Raw genomic sequence first — 19,853 nt, forward strand, 5'->3', positions numbered from 1 at the left:
CCGATGGAATCGGACGCCCGGCGCTCCTTGAGGGTGGGGCATTGCGCCTGCCTTTCAGGTAATTGTTTTGGTTATCAAGTTTCTATAAAGACTAATAATTCAAGTAAATCGGGATAGAGGATAGAATCAGTTTTCAAGAAATCTATTCAGTTTGCTGAATTCGTCGGATGAGAGAATGATTTCGGTATCGAACGTATCAAATCGGTCGAAATCATCATCAATCGTCAATACAGTATTCACCCCTTCGTCAATTGCTACCTGAGCATAGTACCCGTCCCACCCACCAACATTTGCATTGCTCGCCTGAGAAAACCCACCCCGAACTATGTCGTTGGACACCCCGTCGTACCAGTGGATTCGCTTCGCGTCCATGAAATTCTGGAGAAGCCGAGACGCATCTGCGTTTGAACGCCCATAGTACGCCGTCAGGACGGTGTGCGCTCCGAACAGCGCTGGATACGGAACAACGGCATCTATGGTGCCAGCGATGGCATTGCGGACATGCGAGAGTGCAGCATCACGAACGGGAGCTTCTGTGTGTGCGAGGGCAATCACTCCGACATCAAAAAGATACGGGCCACCGTCATTCATCGTCGGTTTTCTCCGCTCCTCTCCGTACGGCGTCTCTATGCTTCTGGGCGATCGGGTCGGCTCCTTCGTGAAGCGGAGTCGTCTCCCCATGCTCTGACGACGTTTCTTCAATGAGTTGCTCCATGCGTTCGATAATCTGGTCGGGGTCGTCTTCAGGTTCAACGACTGCTTTTCCCTCTTCTTCGTGAATTTCCACTTCCGTACCGGGAATAATACCGAGACGCTCTCGTACCTCCTGTGGGAGGACGATTCGTCCTTTGGAATCCACCGTTGCCATATTCCCACTTTGTGTGGGAGTAATGTAACGGTTTTGGTATAGTGATTTACAGAATATTTAAAATTTTTAATATGATAGGTGTCTGCCTTACTGAAATCGGCGTGACCGACCCAGAGGACGTATTCAGCACTCTATCTTTCAACAGCGAGAGAATCCCGTCCCGAGGCCGCAGGTCGAGGGGCGGGCGCGAATCGCGTAAGCTGTGTCTCGGTACTGTGCAACTGCCGACTGCACGGCGATAGCTGGCCGGCTATCCACAATTGGAACGCTTAGGTTTATTCGGGAATATAGGCTATGTATGGCGAATCGAACCGTCACCCGCACCCACCGCGCTTCCATACGGAACCAGCGGCAGGTGCGTGCCGTCCACGAACACGGCGTCTGGCGGTTACATATCGTCTGTAACGTCGAAATTGGCGTACCCGACGCACCCGGCAACTCCGTTGCCGGGATTGACCTCGGGATATGCAATGTCGCCGCCGTCTCGTTCGGCGACGAGAGCCTGTTGTACCCCGGTGGCGCACTCAAAGAAGAGGACTACTACTTCGCCAAGAAGCGCGCCGAGTGTGAGAACGAATTTTGGTTGTGGCTGCTCAAACGGCTGTATGGATGGAAACGATCCACCATCGGACGAGCAATACCAAGCCTCACTCGATCGTATCGAACGACTCGTGTCGGAGTTTGCCGACAGTCAGCAGTTCGAACGGCTCACAGAACACCAGCAACGTGAAGCAGAGTTTGCCATCGAAACGTTTCACGAGCTGCTGTATGGCTACGAGTACGTGCCACTCGACGACCCGGACGAGCACAGTCTCGAAGCGGTGTGTCGACAGCTCTACCCCGCAAAGATCAGTGCCGACTCCGACCACTTCGAAGCGGTCGCACCGGTGATCGGGGCCTTTCTCCGATTTCTCGACGCTCGCGGTGATATCGAAAACGGAGATCGGTTGGCGACGCACGTCGAATCGCTCGGCGACACCATCGTCGACGCCGCAGCTGATCCCGCCAACTGGGGGATGGCGAAGTCGATGTTCATGAGTGGCGAGCTCGATGACGCCACGCACCTCGATGCTGTCTCTGATGCCGCGGCGTCATCCGAACTCCCCGAAGCTCCACTCGATCCCCCGGATTGGGAACCGGCTGAAAGTCTCGACCCGGACGAACTCCTGCCATCGGCAGAAGCCGACCGACTCGAAGAGATCATCAACTCGTTGTCGCCGGAATCCGATGCCGTGCTCGCCTCACTCGCAACGGCGACCGACGAAGTACAGGGCGAGGTCGATCCCGATGTCGCACTCGAACGTGCCGATGTTGCCCCCGAAGAGTACGATGCCGTCATCGAAGAAATCGTCACGAGAATGGATGAAGAAGGGAGCGAACTGATCCCAAGCCCGGGTGACACGGCCGATTCATCGATTCTCGACCCGGAAACTGCACGAGAGTTCATCGAACTGGAGGGACAGCTGCTCCTGTACGCCAACGACCGCTTCGATGTGGTGCCGGGCATCGACAGCTACGAAGAGTTCGAACGGTTGTCTACCGACGAGATCCAGCCGATTCACGACACGCTCTATCGGGAAGCCAACGCGGTCGAGGTGATCGAGGAGTTCGTCAGAGAAAATCCCGCCGACCTCTCGCAATCGCAACTCGAACGGATCGAATCATGGCTGAACTACGAGGCGGGGCAGTTTTTCGTCGTCGAGCATCTCGAAGACGGGTCGGTGTTTCTCGATCCGGACGAACCGCGAGCGTACAAAGTCACGGGCGTCTACGACAGCTATGCGGAGGCGCTTCCCGAAGAGGCGCTCCCGGTTGCGGTGACATCGGTCGTGTTGCTCCCGTACGACGGGCGGATCGTGACAAACGGCATGGAAGAAGTCGATATGCTTGCGGGGATGGCGATGCAGATGATCAAGGACGATCCGGAGACCGTCTACGAAGAGGCAAAACACCGATTCGGGATCGCCGAAATGCTTCCTCCGGAGGACGAACCGGCCCGCAGTGACGCCGAACGCCTGCGATTCTACACGAAGAACCAAGACAACCGCGAGCGGTTCGCCGACGAGATTGCGGAACTCAAGGACAAAACCACTGAGTTGGCGCGGATCTATCACGAGCAGCTCGGAAAGGCGAACGCCCGACGGCTGGGCCGGGAATTCCGCGACCTCGGGCTCGAAGAAGCATACGTGGCCATCTACGATGGGCAGGTCGTCACAACGGCACCGACCGAAGCGCAACTCGAAGATATCCTCGGGGACATCATGCCCGACGGAACGGGTGACCATCCCTACGTCTACCATTACGACCCGTGAATCACCCACTCAGCATGACAGTGGAACATACTTTGAAGCGCTCTCAGCACGAACACTCGCGTCATGTCTGGCAACTACCTCGTCGAACTCAAAGACTCGGTATTCCGTGAGACACCGCTTACCGAGGAGGTGTTCGATGACGATCTTCGCATCGAGTTCCCCTCGGAGGACCGCGCAGAAGCGTGGGTGTCCGAACAGAATCGCTCGCATTCAGAGATGGGAGCCCTAACGCTCCACACGGCTCACCCGAACGACAACTCCAACGTGGATGCGTATGTGGTGTTCCAGCCCGTACACAAGGTATGGGTGCCGGACCCGGATGCATGACATCCTCCACGCCGTGAACGACGCGGAATCCGACCATCGGATTTCAGGCGAGTCCGTCTGTCGCAAACTCCGCAACCTCTCACCAACTGAGGCTAACATATTTACGCAAGTGCGTCATATTATCGGATATGGGCGAGCACGATACAGGGTCAGATGTCGGTATTCCCTCGGACGGGATGCCGTCAGACGAGGCTGTTCGCCAAGAGCGCGAGCAGTGGAACGAGGACAAGACGGTCAAAGAACGCATCTACGAGACTGCACTCACGCTGCGCGAACCCACTTCCGTTTCCGCCGTCGCCGACCGAACCGAGTGCACACCTGAATCTGCTCGGCGACACCTCCTCTGGTTCGCCGAGATGGGTATCGTTGAACCGGTCGGAGAGGGACGGCCCGCACAGTTTCAGCGCAATCGCGCGTATTTTCGCTGGAAACGCGCCAACGAAGCCAGACGCACCCATTCGAGCGATGAACTCGCGACCCGGCTCGAAACGCTGCTTGACCGCGACCGCGCCTACCAAGACAAATACGACATGTCTGATCCAGCGCAGGTGAGTGCGTTCGATATCGCCGACCCGGATGATCACGACGCGCTCGAAGCCATCTGGACTGACGTCAACGACTGGCTGACTGTCCGGGAGGAACAGCGCGTGCTCGAACACGCTCAGCGCCTCCAGCGCGAGCAGCAGTCGGCTCCGGCGTGACCCGGGTCGTATGTCCGACCCGAACGCGCCAATCGACGAGGCGATTCTCAAAGCCATCGCCCGAACGCTTCGCACTGATGATCAAGTTGTGGAGGTGGTCCTGATCGCTGGTGAAGGAACTGCCGAACACAAGCATCTCGCGGTCACGTTCGACCCAGCGCGCTATCCCGCGCCCGTTCGGGAGGCAAACCTCGAAATCCAGTGGTACCGCAACGACGGCTTCAACATGCACTATACAGAGACCCATATCGATGATATCGACGACGGCGGGAGCAACGTCTGGCAATGTCGCTGGGATCGACAATCGAGCACTCACAGCACTCGTGAACACTTTCATCCGCCACCCGATGCGGGCGAACCGACTGATAGCCGTTTTCCGGACGACTACCGGAGTGTTCTCTCGATGGTCCTCGCAGCAGTTCGAGCACGAATCGAGGAACTCTGGCAGGACTACGAAGAGACGAGCTGAGTACCGTTTTTTCGCAGCATACACAACCCACTTTCAGGGACGTTTCTGATCAACGATAGCGGCTGTCTCGGTCGCTGCACTGAGATCAGTTTCGGTCAAGAGCGAATCAAGTTCTGCTGGCTCATAGATCTCTTTGACGATGCAGTAGAAGTGCGAGGGCGTCCCGAAATCGTAGACGAGACTGAGGCGATCCCCTTCCCAGAGGCTTGCCCGTTCGGCGACCTCTGCAATCGTTATCTCGCTGGCCATCATGTCCGACGGGTCCGAGTGCTGCTGGTCTGGAACGACGTTGATACTTGAGTCCAGATACTCATCTTCGAGACCGTACATCCGGAGGTGGAAGTCACCAAGCGTGCTGAACCGGCACACGAGTCGATCCAGTTCCGCCATCGTCGTCTCCGGGCGGACGACGATGTCGTACCACTCCTCGCGGGCACGACCCTTTTGCTTCCACCGGAGGCGGTAGCCGACCGTGCCAATCCGGTCATACACGCCCTCTGCACTGCGTTCCCTTTCCACGGCGAGCATCTCCTGTGTATTCGACCAGCAGTATGAACACAATCCGTCGGGAGCATCGCCGTCGAAGTCGATCTCATCGAGACCTCGTTCGGCGGTGTACTCCGAGAGCGACACAAGGTCGATGCCATACGATTTGGAACTGTGACTGCACATCAATTCGCCCGGTAGTGTCCAATTAAAAGAGAGCAATATATCAGTGAGCACCTCCTCCGGTAGCGGTTCTTCGAGTTGTTCGAGTTGCTCATCTGAGAACAGTTCCTTGAGTTCTTCGAGTTCGTCATCCAGTTGTACATCGGTCATATCGAGAATGTGGTCGGCGAAGTCTTCGCTCCCGGTCAAGACCATGAAACGCTCAGTCGTGTGGTCTGGCATCGTCATGTGACTGAGAGATTGGTGCTGGCGGGTTTTCACAATACCGGTGCCCGTTTCTGGTTGATTCGTCTCATCCATCGGTTTCGTTGGCCGGTTCGACGCGGTAAAGGTCGAACTGGCCGTTCGCATAGGTGTTGGCGATGCCGGGCGTCGTGGTGAGGTATGCGAAATCGTCCTGCGAGAACTCGACGCCGCCGTACAGCCGTGTACTCGACTGTCGGTCGGCGGCCGTCACCGGGAGATAGAACGGGTCGTCGGACTGTGTGCGGAGCTCTTGATCAGCGAAATGGAACGGGACGCGCGAGTACGAACCGCTGCCGCGTGGATCGTCGAGCGATGCCTTGGACACGCTCGATGCGTTCGTCCCGGCGATGCCGTCCCGATAGCGGTAGATCGGCGAGACGACGCCGGCGAATCCGATATCGCTTCCGCCATATGCGAACGCGAACTCGTAACCATCCATCTGTCCCTCGGGGACGTGGTCGGTCTGTTGGGTGACGTACGGCGAACGAAACATCGTAAACGAGGAGACAACCAGCAACGCGACGAAGCCGACGGCGAGAACGCTACGGACGGGTACCGATGGGAGCCACGTCTCGGCGGCGGCGCGTGCCTCCCAGAGGAAGACGCCACCGAGGATCGTCACGAAGACCAGAATGAAGCCGAGATACCGGAAATACTGGAGCGGGTTGCCCGCGAGAACGTACAGCGCGGTGAGAGTTGTAGCGGGGACGATCCCACAGACAAGCGAGAGCACGACCGAATACCGGATATGGCGGCGGTTCGCGGCTTTGGAGAGGAGTGGAACGAAGAGGGCAAGCACGGCGACGATCCCATAGACGATCTCGACGGTGAACGTACGACGATAGATCGTACGGACGGACACCCCGAGTGTCTCTAGGGTGTTGCTGCGCGGGATGATCGGTCGCGGGGGGGTGTCGAGTAGTTCGGCGACGATGGCATCGAACGAGTGTGTTGCAAGGAAGGTTTGGAGCTGGGCGGCGGTCTCGACGTCGAACAGCACGGGGCCGAGCTGGGAGACCCCGCGGCCGAACAGCGATTGGGTGCGAAGCCAGAGCCAGACGACCGCGAGGCCGACACCGGCGAGCACGACGAACTGGACGAACAGGCGCGCGATCGCTGTCGGCCCTGAGACCGTCCGTGTCAGTGGTTGGGCGAGGAACTGTGTGACCAGTACGATCCCGAGGAGGGCCCCGAAGACAAGGCCGTGTTGGGGATGGAGGACAACGAGAAAGCCAAGCGTGAGCACGAGCAGCGTGCCGAAAGCGAGTCGGCGGGGGCGGCGCGTGTACGCGAGCAACACGAAGGTGACGGCGGGGACGAAGAGGATGGCTTCGCTGGTCGGGATCGGCTGGAGCACCGGGAGATAGATGACGGCGATCGGAAGCAAGAGCAGCGCCGAAAGGACGGCGGTCGGGTCGACGGTCGGACGGGCGACGATCAGGCGCACACAGAGCGGGACGAACAGGACGAACACCGCGACGAAAATCGGGACAGTAAGTAAGAGTGCCCAGGTGAACGGTCGCGTGGTGAGGATGCCGAGAAGAGCAGCGAGGGTGTGCATCGCCGGATAGATGACCGTTGTGAGGTCAATGGTTCCGCGGGCGAGGCTCTTGGTGATCCCGAGATGGGTGAGTGCATCCCCCGGGCCGAAGAAATAGTAACTACGGAGAAGCGGTAACGCGGCGAACGCGACGATCGCGAGGCCGCCGAGCCACAGTGCTACGACCCGGATCGATCGTCGGTAACTGGCAACGGCGAGGACGACCGCGATCGCCAGCGCGACGAACAGCCCGATCCAGAACGCAGTCGGCGTTGCCCGGTAGATCGAGAGCTCGTAGCCAGTCGCTGGGGTAGCGTGTGCAGCGAGGACGGCGACGGTGAGTGCGATCGCACCCGCCGCAAGCGTGGCCTTCGAGAGTCGCCGGTGAGTGATAGCGTGCATCTGAGGAGTCCCGCCGTGCCGTTGGTGGGTGGACAACTGTGTACGGTTTAAGCGGTGGGAAATCAGCGATGAAGGCGACCACATGGATAGCGCTGCGTTGAGCAGTCGGCAAAATCATCCATTAGAAGTTATTCGCCCGGAAAATCATCGATAGTCTATCGAGAAACGGGCTACATTGAACCGAGTGAGGACACAGAAGGCAGACGACATTATTATTAGGTTCGCCTTGGAGTACCTGTACAAGGACAAAAACTGACATGGGATCTATAAGAATTTATCAGTTGAGATGATCAATGGTTAATCCGCTGGCAGTAGTCTTAGTCGTGTTGGCTATCGGGGCGTTAGCGTGGGGCTTCGAGCGCTATCGGACGCGGTTCGTGAGAACGGACCTGCTGCTTGCGGGCGGTGCGGCCGTCGGATTGCTTGCCATCGTCTTCGCCCCGGTCATCTACGATCAGATCGGCGACCTGCTGAACATTCGCAAGCGATACGTGACCGTCTCGTTGCTCGGGAACGTCGCCTTGCTGGCCTGTGTGTTCTATCTCGTGTCGATCGTGCGTGCCAATCGGGGCCGAATCAACGACCTCACGCGAAGCCTCTCGCTCGAACAGGCCAACGCGATCCAGGCCGACGGTGGAGGCGAAACGATCGGCGTCGTGATTCCGGCCTACAACGAGGAGGCGACCATCGAGAAAGTCGTCAACTCGCTGCCGAAGACGATCCGGGGTTATCTCGTGATGCCGATCGTCGTCTCGGATGGCTCGGCCGATGCGACTGCCAGTCGAGCCCGCTCGAATGGTGTGACCGTCGTCGAACACCATCTCAATCAGGGCCAGGGCGGTGCCCTCCAGACGGGCTTTGCGATCGCCATGCGTGAGGAGGTCTCGATCGTGGTGACGATGGACGGGGATGGCCAGCATCCGAGCGACCGGCTCGAACGCATGGTGGCTCCGATCATCGACGACGAGGCCGACTACGTGATGGGCTCGCGGCACAAAGGCACCGATTACTCGGGCAACAGTGTGGTTCGTCGGGCCGGCATTCGTGTGTTCACGCGGCTGATCAACCTGCTCACGAAATCCGAGATCACGGACTGTACGAACGGCTTCCGGGCGATCCGTGGCACGGAGCTGTCGAAGCTCACGCTGACCGAGGAGCGGTTCAGCGCACCCGAGCTGATCATCGAGGCGCGTAAGAACGGGCTGCGACTCCAAGAGGTGCCGATCACGATCGAGGAGCGTCAGGCCGGCGAAACGAAAAAGCCGCAGTTGGGCTATGCGATCGGCCTGACGCGAACGATCCTGACAACGTGGATTCGGTGAGTCGCTATCGAGACGCATACTGACACCGCAGACGAGAGTATGACGCTGCTGTACATCAACAACACCTCGTTTCTCGCGAGCGGTGGTGGCGGCGAGGAGCGGGCAAACGAGATCACCAAACGCCTCGCAGCGAACGGGCACGAAGTGACGGTGCTGGCGGGGAAGACCGATCCCGATCTCCCGGACGAAACCGTCGATCAGGGACGGCGCTTCCGGCACGTCACCTGTGTGCCGGCGTTCGTCTTCGAGTACGGATCGCTCGGCTATTTCCTCTCGCGGTATCTGTTTGCGTTCGTCAGCCTGCCGGCCGTGGTCTGGCTGCTGTACCGCGAGGAGTTCGACGCGGTCGTCGAGACGATGACGCCGTATCCGACGTTTGCGGTCCTCGCGGCGAAGCTGTTCAGCGTGCCGATCGTCGCAACTCGACACGAATTTTTCGATTGGAGCTGCTATGACGTGTACGACCCGCTCACGGCGACGATTCAGCTGATCGTGCAGAACTTCCTGCGCGTCTTCGAGTATAGTGCAATTGTCGTGCCGGCGACCCACATCAAACAGCAGTTCATGGAGTATGGTGTGCCCGAGGAGCGACTCACCGTCATTCCGAACGGCGTGGAGTACGAACGGTATCGACGGCCGGCGATCGAATCCGACCCGGGACGACTCGTCGTGGTCGGTCGGTTGACGAAGCGAAAGCGTCAGGACCGGCTCGTTCGCGTCGTGCGACGGCTTCGTGACGAAGGCCACGACGTCCGGCTGGACGTCGCCGGTGACGGGCCCGCACGGGAGCGATTGGAACAGTTGGTCGCCGACCTCGATCTGGGCGCACACGTCACGATACACGGGTTCGTCGACGAGGAGCGGAAGATCGAGCTGCTCAATCGAGCCGAGTTGTTCGTCTTCGCCTCGACGCAGGAGGGGTTTGGGATCGTCTTGTTGGAGGCGATGGCTGCCGGCCTGCCCGTGGTCGCAAAGCGTCTGCCCGTGTACGAGGATTTCTTTGTTGACGGGAAGAATGGAGCGTTGGTCAGGGGTGAGGACTTGCAGACGTTCGTGGATGCGGTACAACAGATGCTGGATGATGGCGATCTCCGGCGATCGATGAGTAAGCGGAACCCTGAGACGGCAGCGCAATACTCCTGGGAAACGATCGCGGAGCGAACCGAGCAGACGATCCGTGAGCAGTGCGCTGACGAACAACGGTCTTATGCGTCATCTCTGCGAGGGTTGGCTCAATGAGTGAGATATCGAACGTGATCTTACTGAGCGTGGACGCGCTCCGCGCCGATCATCTCTCCTCACATGGGTACGAACGGGAGACAAGCCCAGAGATAGACGCGCTTGCGGCGCATGGAACACAGTTCATGAACGTAATGATCCGTTCCTCATTCATAGTGTCAGAGGTGATCTGATGGATTTAGTTGTTCTCACAGAAGATTTCTATCCACAAACCAGTGGTGGTGCACACACCAAATGGCGGTTTTGCCAACTGGCAGCCGAGCGCGGTCATGATGTTACCGTTTTCACCACTCGTGAACATGGTTCTGCTAAGTCAGAAGTCGTGGACAACGTTGAAATCCATCGACCGTTTCATGCGAAGCCTGAAGGAAAACCAGTTTACTCGCCGATTTCGGTGGTAACCCGAATCGCTTCCTCCGTATTACTGTTTGGTTACGTATGCTGGTGGCTTCGGAATCACAAAATAGATGGGTTGCACTCGAATTCACATTTGACTCATTGGATCGGGAAAGCACTTGCATCACTGTATGACCTGCCACTCGTTTCGTTTATCGGATATACACCGTCGGTTGTCCCGAATCCGGAGATCACCCCAAAGCTTCTTCTTGAACGAGTCAATTTCAAATTTTTCATGGGAGAGACTGCATTCTGTCGAACACCACGCACAAAAGAGATTATTGAGTCGTATACGGATGCAGAGGTCACAGTCCTTCATGGAATCTTGAATTCTGAGAAGATTGCCAGTGCCAACTCGGAGATGGATATCGATCAGAGACGAGTTGATCTCGGTGTCGATGCTGATGAAACGCTCCTCGTTTATGTTGGTCGTCTCGCCCCACTCAAAAATCCGGTTGGAGCGATTGAGGTACTCTCGGAGCTTCCATCAGAGTACACGCTTGCTATGATCGGTGATGGTGATGAACGAGAAAACGTTGAGCGAGCAGTACGCAACCATGATGTCGAAGATCGTGTGCGGGTTTGTGGAGCGCTTCCACATGAACAGACACTACAAACGATTGCAGCCGCAGACGGACTCTTGGTTCCATCTCATGTAGAGACGTATCCGACGGTTGTCTTTGAGGCGTTGTCACTCAATACAGCAGTATTCATCACTCCCCTAGGAATCATCCCAACGATCGACCATCCGCGGCTGCATGTCGGTCCGCTTGATGAATTCCCGCAAACCATCTCCGGAACGACGATCGAATCATCCAGCGGTCTCGATACTGAGACGCTGGAGCGGTTTTCGATGGAACGGTATACGGATGGGCTCCTCGGTGCGTTCGAGAATGGAAATCGATCTGTTAAGCAATCTGAAACAAAAACGGACGACATATGAAAGGACTCCTTACGGTAGATGTCGAAGGTGGTTCCAAACCGAACGTCTACCAGTGTGTAGATATCCTCGAACGGTTCCTCGACGAGATAGAGATACCAGCGACACTGTTTGTCACTCCCGACGTGGTGGAGAATCGCCCGGAAACCGTCGCGAAGTGGCTCGATCAACCCCACAGCGTCGGACTCCACATCCATCCCGAGCGAATCGGTCCCGGCGATTCGGATTGGCTGGCCGAGTACGATGAGGAATCGATCGAAGAGATGGTGGCGATCGGCTGTGAAACGTTCGACGATTATCTCGGCTTCAAGCCGGTTCAGTTCCGTGCTGGGCGATGGGAATACTCCGAGCAGCTGCTGCGAGCGCTACAGAGCCAAGGATTCGAGCGTGATGCGTCGCTCCGCTCGGATTCACGGCGTGATCCGTACGAACGGTCCGGAATCAGAGAATTTCCGATGACGGTGTACGATTCGGCAATCGTTCGTCAACTTCTCCGCCCGTGGACTATAGACTCGATACCGCTGCACGCAGACGCGTTTCTTGGCAAGCGAGCGTTCATTCCTGGATTTTATGCCGTGACGTGGCGATTGTTTCATGCGGATATCCCATATCTCATGACGAGCCTGCATGATTACGATGTTGGATCAACTGCGATACGTTCACGTATCAAACAATACCTTACCTATGTTTTCTCTCGAACCTCACCTACAGTGATAGACGATAGATATATTCAATAGACACTCCCATTACATATGAATATTGAAAACACAGACAATTCACGGTTGTGGCGTATCGGAGCAATTATTGGTCTTCTATCGCTTACTGCAAGTGTCTACACCGCTCGATATGCGTCTATTGATGGATATGAGATATCGATCTATACAGGGACTCCATTAGTTGCTTGGATCGGTTTCGGCATCGCTCTCTTTACTGCTATCGGACTCTGTTTTAGAAGTGATTACCGTTTGGCTCAGTGGACAGGGGCTGGTTTGATAATAGCAGTCGTGTTTAGTTTTACGGCACTTCCACTGATCCGAGGGTATTATTTTTTTGCATCCTCAGATACGTTCGCACAGCTCGGAGTGATTCGTGACCTTATTGCTGGGTATGGAATTCCCGAAACCATACTTTATCCGGCTCCACATCTCCTCGCAACTAAAATCACTCTCATAACAGGTCTGCCGATAGAAACCAGTACAATGTTATTGATTCCTATTTTTTCAATATTATTTTGTGTTTTTGTTGAGTTGACCTCGCGGCGGATTACGCCGGCCCAGCATCAAGTTGGTGCAGGACTTGTTGTTGGCTCTACATTGCCTCCGATAATGACAGTACAGTTACCGAATCTTCAAATGACACCGCTTGTTCTTGCTGTTTTTTATGTTAGCTTTCTGTTTTATTTATTGAATATGTACCTTCTTTATTCGAATCGTTCACGTACTATATTTGTTTTATTTATATCTCTCCCGACTCTCGTTTTCTTGCATCCTCTAGTAGGAGTTGCGGTCGCAGCCTTCTTTGCTGGTACAGCGATTGTTCGCTTTGTTTTTTCTATTTTTCGTCCCACGCTAACTTTCCCGAGCTCGCGACGTATCTTGGTAGGTGCTGGTGGAGTTCTTGGCCTCATAGTCTATCTCCAAACATTCTCAAATCCTACATTTCAAGGCGCAATCGGCTCCCTTATACTACAGATACAAAATGGTATAAGTACAACAGGTGGGGTAGCCAATCGTACGAATGGGCTTAGTAAAATTGGCGCATCAATTTGGGAAATTTTATTGAAAATATTTGCAGCGAAGATCATCATAGTCTTGCTTGCAAGCGGATCGATCATCTATTCATTCAAGAATATAAAAATGGGTAAAAATACTAAATCAGCCAGTTTGTTATCAATGTATGCGGTAGCATTGGTTCCTATTGGTGGACTTATGATTGTGACATTCGCTGCTGGTAGAGTCAACCTAGTAACCCGATTCATCGGTGTCACATTCGTCATATTATCTGTATTCGCAACTACTGGGATCAGTATCATTCGAGCAAAAAAATGGAACACAAAATCTAGAGCCATCAGTTTGTGGATAGTTCTGTTCATAGTAATAGCCGTAGCTAGTCCGGCACTTTTTACATCGCCATATCTATATCAAGACTCACCCCACGTCACTGACCGAGAGCACACTGGGTATGCCACCCTTTTCAAATATCGTGCAGAGGATGTGTCAATTGGCACTACTCGATCACTTGTCTATCGTCACCGAACATCACAGCTTGGTAGACGTGCCGCCCGTGGAAACGGATATCGGTTGCCAAATAATGAAATGCTTGCAAACATTGAAAACAAACGTCCCAACCCATCTTTTTTCCCTTATCACTTCAATGGAGAATATCCTTCCGAAAATGTAGTGAATGATACATACTTGGTGCTGCCTGAATCGGATGTTACTGTCGATACAGAGCTTTACGACGGATTACGATATACGCGTGACGATTACAATAGACTTAGGAATGACCCCGGTGGTACACATATCTACTCAAATGGTGGATTTGATACCCACTTCCTTTCTGGGAATGGATCTGTGCAAAAAGAATAATCAATCATTTGATTTGTTTGACTTTTTTCTCAACCCCGGCGACGAGCAGGCACTCCTCGCACCTCGATGACGAGGACCGCGCTATAGCGCTCTCCGACTCGGTGAGCCATCGCGACCATACGGTCGCGGCACGTATCGCTCGCCACAAGTTCGTCCGGCACTTCGGAGAGCCGCTATATCATGACCACCAGCTTGCGAGCGCCGTCGAACCGTTCAGCGGGCGTCACCTACGACCTCCGCCGGACCCCGCAGAGTACCTGCCGTTCGACGCGACGGAAAGCCCAGTCGAACTCCGAGAACTCGCGGCGGACGTGCAAGTCGCATCATCAGATATCCCGTCGCTCGCTAGGGAACTCGACACCGAGGCCAAAGCACGACTGGAGGACCTCGGATACGTCGAATGATTCCGTCCCTGATTGCTGTCGTGCTTCCCAAGAGATATGCTACCTCCGAGGGAGTGGCTGGACGTGAGCCTCGAACTCGACGACGAACTTGCCGAACGCCTCGAACAGCGCGCGGAAGCGAACGGTTTCGACTCGGCGAACGAGTATGCGACGACGCTGCTCCGCACCGTTCTGGACGAACTCGATCGGGTCGAGGACGATGGCGATGTCGAAGAACGACTCGAAGACCTCGGCTATCTCTAGCCGCTGAGCTTCCGCGCCACCTGCCGAATTCGCCTGATCTCCTGCTCGCGTGACGTCACCGATCGGTGTTCGACTGTGCGATTCGCAGCGTTGCTGTCGTCAGCAAATATCGACCGACGAACGCTACCGTCCATGTCGGTCGGGATCGCACAGTCGTGCAGATGGAGCAACGACGGTGCGAGATCGAGAATTGAGAGGTCTTCAATCCGGCCCTGCCCGATGTCTGGCCCGGTGGCAGCAAATATTCCGTGGCGCTTGTTCTCGCCGCGCCACCCATCCTTATCGGGTACCGAGAACACCTCGTCCCGACCGATACTGCCAGGGATGTGGACGCCTTTCGCCTGATCGATGACGATGTCCGGCGCTTCGTCCGCGAACTCGCCGGAGTAGACTTCTTCGCCGGGAACGACCGCATCGACCACCGAGCGGCCGTTCGGATCGGTGATCCCTTCGAGTTTCGCGATCAACTCCTCCCGGAGCCGGTCGTACTGCGGGTCGGTGCGGTCGGCAGTAAGATAGATCGGTCCCTGGCCACTAGCGATTGCCGCTGTCTGCCCCCAGTCGACGTTGTCGGTCTTGCTCTCGCGGCTGATTTCACCCTCTTCGCTCGGAATGAGGTCGATGATCTGCTGTGGCGTCACGCGCTCGGCCATGTCCCGCACACCGAGCTGTGTTGCGATCCGGATCAATCGGTCAGTGTTGATCCCGAGCCGATGGAGACCTGTCGCAATGCCTGTATCGAGGCTGAGATACCCCTCGTCGGCCAGCCACGAGTTGATGTGGAAGACGGTTTGAATCTCGTTCGAGCCGTGGTCGCTCATTAGCACGACATTATGGTCGCCGTCGAGGAACTCACCAAGATGCCCGTCGACGAGCTGCCACGCGTCGAGCGTGTACTCGTGGTCCCAGAGGAAGTGATGGAGCGAGTTGATGTAGAATGTCGTCACTTGGAGGAACGAAACGTCGTGTTCGTCGAGCAGATGCTTCGCGGCCCTGTAGCGCATGTCGATCAGTTCGAGGATTTCTTCTGCGGCCTCGTCGATGTCGTCTTTCAGTCGGGCACTCTTGGTTACGCGGTAATCGAATCGCTCGCGGAGTTCGTCCTCGACCGAGGGAGGCGAGGCGAAGCCCGAGTCCTCGCCGTCGGGTGCGCCAGCGACGAGGAACGAATCGATCGATTTCGGTGGATACGTCGTCGGGACACCCAACACGCCAACCGGCTCGTCCTCTGCAATCAGTTCCCAGAACTCGTCGTTGCCGTGTTTTCGCTCTGAAGGATAGTGGACACGCTCGTTCTCGACGTCGATGTTCTCCCACCAGAAGATACCGATCTTGCCGGGGTTCTTTCCGGTCGCGTAGGCCTTCCAGTTGGGTGAGGTCACCGGCGGCAGCACCGACTGGAGGTCGGCGGTCACGCCGGTGTCGATCACGCGCTCGATGTTCGGTAGCTTTCCCGCCTCGATCCACGGTTCGATGAGTTCGAAGTGAGCGCCGTCGATGCCGAAAATGATGGTCGGATTTTTGGACATACGAGTCGACGGTCGCGGAAGCGGGATAAAACAACCGTGTCGGCTCCATTGTCATACAAACTTTGCAAAAGAAGGCTCGTATTGTCATTTTAGCGCCGGCATCGAGAACGGGTTTGGGTCGTCAAGCAGTGGATCCTCAGATCCACAGACCAGATCCACAGGTATAGGTGTATAAGACGAGATATACCCGATAACTACAATGAGTACCACGATTGGCGTGTTTACGGGATCCGCTTCATCGTTCAACGTTCTGCTCGACGCATCACACGCTGGCCAGGCGTTGTCTGAAGCGTATACCACCCATTTACTCTCAACCGACGGTGGCTTCGTATCCGATGTAGAGGCGCATTTCGACGGTGCCTACGGTTTAAACGAATCGTCCTCGATTGCAGGAGAGATAGCGGCACTCCGATCGTATGTTCATTCAGAGACACCTGACATACTCATTCAACTTACGAACCCGCCAGTTCATGGTATGATTGTTGGGACAGTGGCTAAGGCCAATGGTATAAAATTTATATATAGATATAGTGGCGACAGGTTCAACGTCCACAAGCTATCTAGTCTATCAAACAAAATACCGCATTTCCTCTTGAATAATATCGTTGGGAGACCACCCCTCTATCTAGCTGATGGGTATATTACGATGGGGCCGTACGGTGCTTCGGTACTGCAAAAACACGGAGTTTCTGACGACGACATCGAGATTATCCCACCGGCCATTGACAGAATCCGTTTCGAAACCGGTCGTTTGTATGGACAGAAACCGGCTGCAATCCCGGATTCCGGTGCGGTTGCTATTTCTGTGGGAAGAGTTTCGAGAAGAAAGGGTAAGAAAGTCCTCGAACGGACGATTCCACGGATCGTCGACTCCAGAGATGATCTTCATTTTGTGCTGGTTGGGCCGATTCAAGACCCCGTTTGTGTTTCTGATGAGTACACCACGCACGTGACTCACGTCGGTGGAGTCCCTCCAGAAGCCATTCCCAGATATCTCTCCTTTTCGGATGTGTTGGTTCATCCGTCCCTCATTGAAGGGCTTCCGCGCGTGATTCTCGAATCGCTCGCCTCGGGGACGCCGGTCATCGCTAGGGAAGTCGGCGATATTGGATTCGCGACTGAAAATACGTTCACAACTGACGATGAGTTCGTCGAAATGGTTTCTTCTTTTGAGGACCAGCGACTAGATGATGTCGAAGATTTCTGCGTAGAAAGCCTACATGTTCGATACCAGAACGTCGTCCGGCAACTCAAATAGATGCGGATTCTACAAGTATCCAAGGTTTCGTAACCGGTCTTCAACACCTGTCTCTGGCGAGTATACTTCATCGATGTCGACATCGGGAGAATGGGTATCTTCGTCAGTGGCCTGAGTTTCTACCCAAGGGACCTTCCGTAATTTTGGATGCGGGAGTGCTGCTACATGCCCGTATACTCCCATTTCACCGAACAACTCGCCGTGGTCAGCAGTAATAATCACCTTCTCAGCATCGATATTCGTGAGTAGTGTCTGCACGTTATCGAGGACATAGCGGAGATTCTCGATGTATTCGTGCCACACCGCCTCCTTGTCCCCGCCGTTTCTCAGTGTTTCCAGCGGTGCCCTGTTACTTTCTGGAAGCGGTTCGTCCGCTGGCACTGTACTATAATACGGTTCGTGTGGTTGCATATAGTGGACGATTAACCGATCCGGTCGGTTTTCTCGTGCGGTGGTTATCGCTGCGTCAGTAACGTACTCGGCTCTTGGCGCTCTATTACCAGCTTCACTAAACTCGTTGCTCCACGTGGGAAGGAACGTAGCGAAGTCAGACGAGGAGACGAGGTCTCGTTCGACGTACGATGCGATGGCATGTTCCTCCCAAAAACTGCCGTTGAGTGCAGTCCATCGTCCCCATTCTGGAGTATTCATGAGTACCTTCTCTGCCCAACCGTTCCCGGTAACCAGTGCCGTCTCAGCTATTTCGTTCCGGTATTCTTCTTTAAAAGTATTTATGATCCACTCTTTCGATGTGGACCCCACTGACCACCGCGTATCCACCTCTTCGAGAAACGCATATTCGTGACGAACCTCCATCAATGCATCAACTCTACACGCATCGAGAACGATTACTGCATCCCATTCTCTCTCGAATATATTTGTCCCCGTTGCAAGATGTTTGTCGGCAATCAGGTATGGATACAGATACGCACCATATATGGTCTGTCTGAGTTTATTCAGATTCATGCTCACAGAAACCCTCCACTCGTGTAATATATTTGCGTTTGAAATCGCTCTTCCGATCTTACTACCTCCAGTCACGACAATTTGAAGTCGTCGGTCGCTTTCGCGACCGCATCGCGCATCGTGAGCCTCGGAACGTTGTTCTTTTGGATCGGGTTGAAGTCGAACTTTTGAGCAGCGAACAAAACTTCATCAGAGTGTTTCATTGAAAGCGCCACACGGCGTCGGGATCGATCGGTATTGGTTTGAGAGGATGAAGCCGAGGAAGAATCAGGTATGGTAATCGTCTGATGAGTGGCTAAACGAGAAGTTCTTCACCACTCAGTATCAGTCAGCTACATTGACTCACCTCGTCGAATTCCTGAGTAAGAAGAAACACTGGCTATGCAATAGTCCAATATGGGAATTCTATTGATATAATTTCCCGAAATGGCGGTTATTATTGCTCTGAGCTACTCTTCAAGGTAGCCCAAATCTTCGAGACTTTGCCGGGTCGAATCCGAGAGATCCGCTGTACTATCTTCTAATTGCTGTTCGCCAGCTCCAACTTGTTTTTCTGATATCCGTGTTTCGTGTTCGTCAAGAAGCGCCCTGAGTTCGTCATGTTTCTTCGGGTATTCAGTAGCCACATCCTCACCGTCATCACCGTGGTGTGGTGTATTGTAGAGTTCATCGGTATTCCGGCGAATAAGTTTCCACTTGCCCGCCCGGACACCAGATATCTCATCGACGGCGAGGTATATCTGCTCGTCGCCTCCGCGTTCAATCGCTCGAAGTGACTCGCCTTGCCAGTCTTCTGGCGGCTTGATGTCAGCACCATCAATTAGTGTCGGTGCGATGTCGAGATGCTGTGCAGGATACTCCGCTATCCGCTCACTGCCTGTCTCGGGTGAACGCACCAGTAGTGGTACTTGCGTCATCGAACTGTAGAGTGAGGCTGTATGAAACGGGTTGTAGCGTCCAAACTCCTCACCGTGATCGCCTGTGATGGCGACCGTGATATCATCGTTCAGCGTATCGAGTATGCGTCCAATTTGCTCGTCCGCGCTGCGGATGCCAGTATCATAGGCGTCAATAGCGGCCTGTGATGGGGTTGCTCCTTCGACAACTTCGTTGTGGGGCTTAACGACGTGGCGAATATCGGTATCACCGCGAATAGTTCTGAGGTGATCGTTCCAGCGTGCATACGGCGTGTGTGCGTCCATGAGATGCACCCATGCGAAAAAGGGTGTGTCCCCGCTTTGTTGGCGTTCGATCCACTGTATAGCCTGCGAGCATAGTTCTGCGTCGAGCGTGTCATAGAAACCGTCTCATGCAGTGAGTATCTCGCGGCCGGGGTTGTCTCCTCGTTCATCATTGGTGATCGCGACGACTACTCGGAGGCACAGCGCGAGGAACACCTGCGCTCGTGCGTGAACGCGGCCTCGGGCACGGACG

General features: G+C 55.1%; 19 protein-coding genes and 3 pseudogenes. 14 read left to right on the forward strand and 8 right to left on the reverse strand.

Annotated features, from left to right (window positions below; genetic code table 11):
* Window positions 1-126: 126 nt before the first annotated feature.
* Both GT355_RS15225 and GT355_RS15230 read right to left on the reverse strand, forming a co-directional pair.
* The gene (locus GT355_RS15225; protein ID WP_192928030.1) at window positions 127-591 is read right to left on the reverse strand and encodes a hypothetical protein; all 465 of its coding nucleotides are present in this window, start codon (window positions 589-591) and stop codon (window positions 127-129) included.
* On the reverse strand, window positions 584-868 hold the full coding sequence (locus GT355_RS15230; RefSeq protein ID WP_160135414.1) for an AbrB/MazE/SpoVT family DNA-binding domain-containing protein: 285 nt from the start codon (window positions 866-868) through the stop codon (window positions 584-586). Before GT355_RS15230 ends, GT355_RS15225 begins: the two co-directional genes overlap by 8 nt.
* Before the next feature lie 343 nt (window positions 869-1,211).
* Between GT355_RS15230 and GT355_RS15235 the strand changes: the two are divergent.
* The 5 genes and pseudogenes from GT355_RS15235 to GT355_RS15255 form a co-directional block, all read left to right on the forward strand.
* A pseudogene (locus GT355_RS15235) lies at window positions 1,212-1,442 on the forward strand (transposase); the annotation flags it as partial.
* Between the two features lie 31 nt (window positions 1,443-1,473).
* Window positions 1,474-3,180, forward strand: a complete 1,707-nt coding sequence (locus GT355_RS15240; protein ID WP_160135415.1) for a hypothetical protein — start codon at window positions 1,474-1,476, stop codon at window positions 3,178-3,180.
* Window positions 3,181-3,243: 63 nt separating this feature from the next.
* Window positions 3,244-3,507, forward strand: coding sequence for a DUF8081 domain-containing protein (locus GT355_RS15245; protein WP_160135416.1), 264 nt, complete (start codon window positions 3,244-3,246; stop codon window positions 3,505-3,507).
* 128 nt (window positions 3,508-3,635) lie between these two features.
* Complete coding sequence (locus tag GT355_RS15250) at window positions 3,636-4,208, forward strand: DUF7342 family protein (protein WP_160135417.1); 573 nt, start codon at window positions 3,636-3,638, stop codon at window positions 4,206-4,208.
* Between the two features lie 10 nt (window positions 4,209-4,218).
* Window positions 4,219-4,677 carry a toxin-antitoxin system TumE family protein gene (locus tag GT355_RS15255; RefSeq protein WP_160135418.1) on the forward strand — a complete coding sequence of 153 codons (459 nt, stop codon included), beginning with the start codon at window positions 4,219-4,221 and terminating at the stop codon, window positions 4,675-4,677.
* A 33-nt stretch (window positions 4,678-4,710) separates the two neighbouring features.
* On the opposite strand, the gene GT355_RS18105 is transcribed toward GT355_RS15255, so the two are convergent.
* On the reverse strand, window positions 4,711-5,646 hold the full coding sequence (locus GT355_RS18105) for a hypothetical protein (protein WP_192928031.1): 936 nt from the start codon (window positions 5,644-5,646) through the stop codon (window positions 4,711-4,713).
* Window positions 5,639-7,534 (reverse strand): hypothetical protein, encoded by a 1,896-nt coding sequence (locus tag GT355_RS15265; protein ID WP_160135419.1) that lies wholly within the window; start codon window positions 7,532-7,534, stop codon window positions 5,639-5,641. The genes GT355_RS18105 and GT355_RS15265 overlap by 8 nt, the downstream gene beginning before the upstream one ends.
* A 293-nt stretch (window positions 7,535-7,827) precedes the next feature.
* Here GT355_RS15265 and GT355_RS15270 point away from each other — a divergent pair, with 293 nt between their 5' ends.
* The 8 genes from GT355_RS15270 to GT355_RS15305 all read left to right on the forward strand — a co-directional run bounded on the left by GT355_RS15270 (window position 7,828) and on the right by GT355_RS15305 (window position 14,666).
* Window positions 7,828-8,856, forward strand: a complete 1,029-nt coding sequence (locus GT355_RS15270) for a DUF2304 family protein (RefSeq protein ID WP_160135420.1) — start codon at window positions 7,828-7,830, stop codon at window positions 8,854-8,856.
* Window positions 8,857-8,895: 39 nt separating this feature from the next.
* Window positions 8,896-10,095: a glycosyltransferase family 4 protein gene (locus GT355_RS15275; RefSeq protein WP_160135421.1), complete on the forward strand. Its 1,200-nt coding sequence runs from the start codon at window positions 8,896-8,898 to the stop codon at window positions 10,093-10,095.
* The gene (locus tag GT355_RS15280) at window positions 10,092-10,268 is read left to right on the forward strand and encodes a sulfatase-like hydrolase/transferase (protein WP_192928032.1); all 177 of its coding nucleotides are present in this window, start codon (window positions 10,092-10,094) and stop codon (window positions 10,266-10,268) included. The genes GT355_RS15275 and GT355_RS15280 overlap by 4 nt, the downstream gene beginning before the upstream one ends.
* Window positions 10,268-11,434, forward strand: a complete 1,167-nt coding sequence (locus tag GT355_RS15285) for a glycosyltransferase family 4 protein (protein WP_160135422.1) — start codon at window positions 10,268-10,270, stop codon at window positions 11,432-11,434. Before GT355_RS15280 ends, GT355_RS15285 begins: the two co-directional genes overlap by 1 nt.
* Complete coding sequence (locus tag GT355_RS15290; RefSeq protein ID WP_160135423.1) at window positions 11,431-12,168, forward strand: polysaccharide deacetylase family protein; 738 nt, start codon at window positions 11,431-11,433, stop codon at window positions 12,166-12,168. The genes GT355_RS15285 and GT355_RS15290 overlap by 4 nt, the downstream gene beginning before the upstream one ends.
* Before the next feature lie 15 nt (window positions 12,169-12,183).
* Window positions 12,184-14,019, forward strand: coding sequence for a hypothetical protein (locus tag GT355_RS15295; protein ID WP_160135424.1), 1,836 nt, complete (start codon window positions 12,184-12,186; stop codon window positions 14,017-14,019).
* Window positions 14,020-14,120: 101 nt separating this feature from the next.
* Window positions 14,121-14,423, forward strand: coding sequence for a hypothetical protein (locus tag GT355_RS15300; protein WP_240145837.1), 303 nt, complete (start codon window positions 14,121-14,123; stop codon window positions 14,421-14,423).
* A 63-nt stretch (window positions 14,424-14,486) separates the two neighbouring features.
* Window positions 14,487-14,666, forward strand: a complete 180-nt coding sequence (locus GT355_RS15305) for a hypothetical protein (RefSeq protein ID WP_160135425.1) — start codon at window positions 14,487-14,489, stop codon at window positions 14,664-14,666.
* On the opposite strand, the gene GT355_RS15310 is transcribed toward GT355_RS15305, so the two are convergent.
* A complete protein-coding gene (locus tag GT355_RS15310) occupies window positions 14,663-16,195 on the reverse strand; it encodes an alkaline phosphatase family protein (protein WP_160135426.1) in 1,533 nt (510 codons plus the stop codon). The two genes, GT355_RS15305 and GT355_RS15310, sit on opposite strands and share 4 nt — an antisense overlap.
* Window positions 16,196-16,394: 199 nt before the next feature.
* Between GT355_RS15310 and GT355_RS15315 the strand changes: the two genes are divergently transcribed.
* Window positions 16,395-17,453: a glycosyltransferase family 4 protein gene (locus GT355_RS15315; RefSeq protein ID WP_160135427.1), complete on the forward strand. Its 1,059-nt coding sequence runs from the start codon at window positions 16,395-16,397 to the stop codon at window positions 17,451-17,453.
* Window positions 17,454-17,462: 9 nt separating this feature from the next.
* On the opposite strand, the gene GT355_RS15320 is transcribed toward GT355_RS15315, so the two are convergent.
* From GT355_RS15320 to GT355_RS15330, 3 genes and pseudogenes are all read right to left on the reverse strand, one after another.
* Window positions 17,463-18,494 (reverse strand): alkaline phosphatase family protein, encoded by a 1,032-nt coding sequence (locus GT355_RS15320; RefSeq protein ID WP_160135428.1) that lies wholly within the window; start codon window positions 18,492-18,494, stop codon window positions 17,463-17,465.
* A 374-nt stretch (window positions 18,495-18,868) separates the two neighbouring features.
* Window positions 18,869-19,702 (reverse strand): annotated as a pseudogene (locus tag GT355_RS15325) (sulfatase family protein); the annotation flags it as partial.
* 24 nt (window positions 19,703-19,726) lie between these two features.
* Window positions 19,727-19,853: pseudogene (locus GT355_RS15330) on the reverse strand (IS5/IS1182 family transposase); the annotation flags it as partial.

It is taken from the genome of Halococcus salsus (assembly GCF_009900715.1).
Classification (GTDB): Archaea; Halobacteriota; Halobacteria; order Halobacteriales; family Halococcaceae; genus Halococcus; species Halococcus salsus.

What these genes read in the sequence shown, in the direction of transcription:
- GT355_RS15315 (WP_160135427.1), top strand. Translation starts at nt 16,395, where the DNA reads ATGAGTACCACGATTGGCGTGTTTACGGGATCCGCTTCATCGTTCAAC.
- GT355_RS15265 (WP_160135419.1), bottom strand. Translation starts at nt 7,534, where the DNA reads ATGCACGCTATCACTCACCGGCGACTCTCGAAGGCCACGCTTGCGGCG.
- GT355_RS15255 (WP_160135418.1), top strand. Translation starts at nt 4,219, where the DNA reads ATGTCCGACCCGAACGCGCCAATCGACGAGGCGATTCTCAAAGCCATC.
- GT355_RS15295 (WP_160135424.1), top strand. Translation starts at nt 12,184, where the DNA reads ATGAATATTGAAAACACAGACAATTCACGGTTGTGGCGTATCGGAGCA.
- GT355_RS15285 (WP_160135422.1), top strand. Translation starts at nt 10,268, where the DNA reads ATGGATTTAGTTGTTCTCACAGAAGATTTCTATCCACAAACCAGTGGT.
- GT355_RS15225 (WP_192928030.1), bottom strand. Translation starts at nt 591, where the DNA reads ATGAATGACGGTGGCCCGTATCTTTTTGATGTCGGAGTGATTGCCCTC.
- GT355_RS15230 (WP_160135414.1), bottom strand. Translation starts at nt 868, where the DNA reads ATGGCAACGGTGGATTCCAAAGGACGAATCGTCCTCCCACAGGAGGTA.
- GT355_RS15240 (WP_160135415.1), top strand. Translation starts at nt 1,474, where the DNA reads ATGGATGGAAACGATCCACCATCGGACGAGCAATACCAAGCCTCACTC.
- GT355_RS18105 (WP_192928031.1), bottom strand. Translation starts at nt 5,646, where the DNA reads ATGGATGAGACGAATCAACCAGAAACGGGCACCGGTATTGTGAAAACC.
- GT355_RS15310 (WP_160135426.1), bottom strand. Translation starts at nt 16,195, where the DNA reads ATGTCCAAAAATCCGACCATCATTTTCGGCATCGACGGCGCTCACTTC.
- GT355_RS15245 (WP_160135416.1), top strand. Translation starts at nt 3,244, where the DNA reads ATGTCTGGCAACTACCTCGTCGAACTCAAAGACTCGGTATTCCGTGAG.
- GT355_RS15280 (WP_192928032.1), top strand. Translation starts at nt 10,092, where the DNA reads ATGAGTGAGATATCGAACGTGATCTTACTGAGCGTGGACGCGCTCCGC.
- GT355_RS15275 (WP_160135421.1), top strand. Translation starts at nt 8,896, where the DNA reads ATGACGCTGCTGTACATCAACAACACCTCGTTTCTCGCGAGCGGTGGT.
- GT355_RS15250 (WP_160135417.1), top strand. Translation starts at nt 3,636, where the DNA reads ATGGGCGAGCACGATACAGGGTCAGATGTCGGTATTCCCTCGGACGGG.
- GT355_RS15270 (WP_160135420.1), top strand. Translation starts at nt 7,828, where the DNA reads ATGGTTAATCCGCTGGCAGTAGTCTTAGTCGTGTTGGCTATCGGGGCG.
- GT355_RS15290 (WP_160135423.1), top strand. Translation starts at nt 11,431, where the DNA reads ATGAAAGGACTCCTTACGGTAGATGTCGAAGGTGGTTCCAAACCGAAC.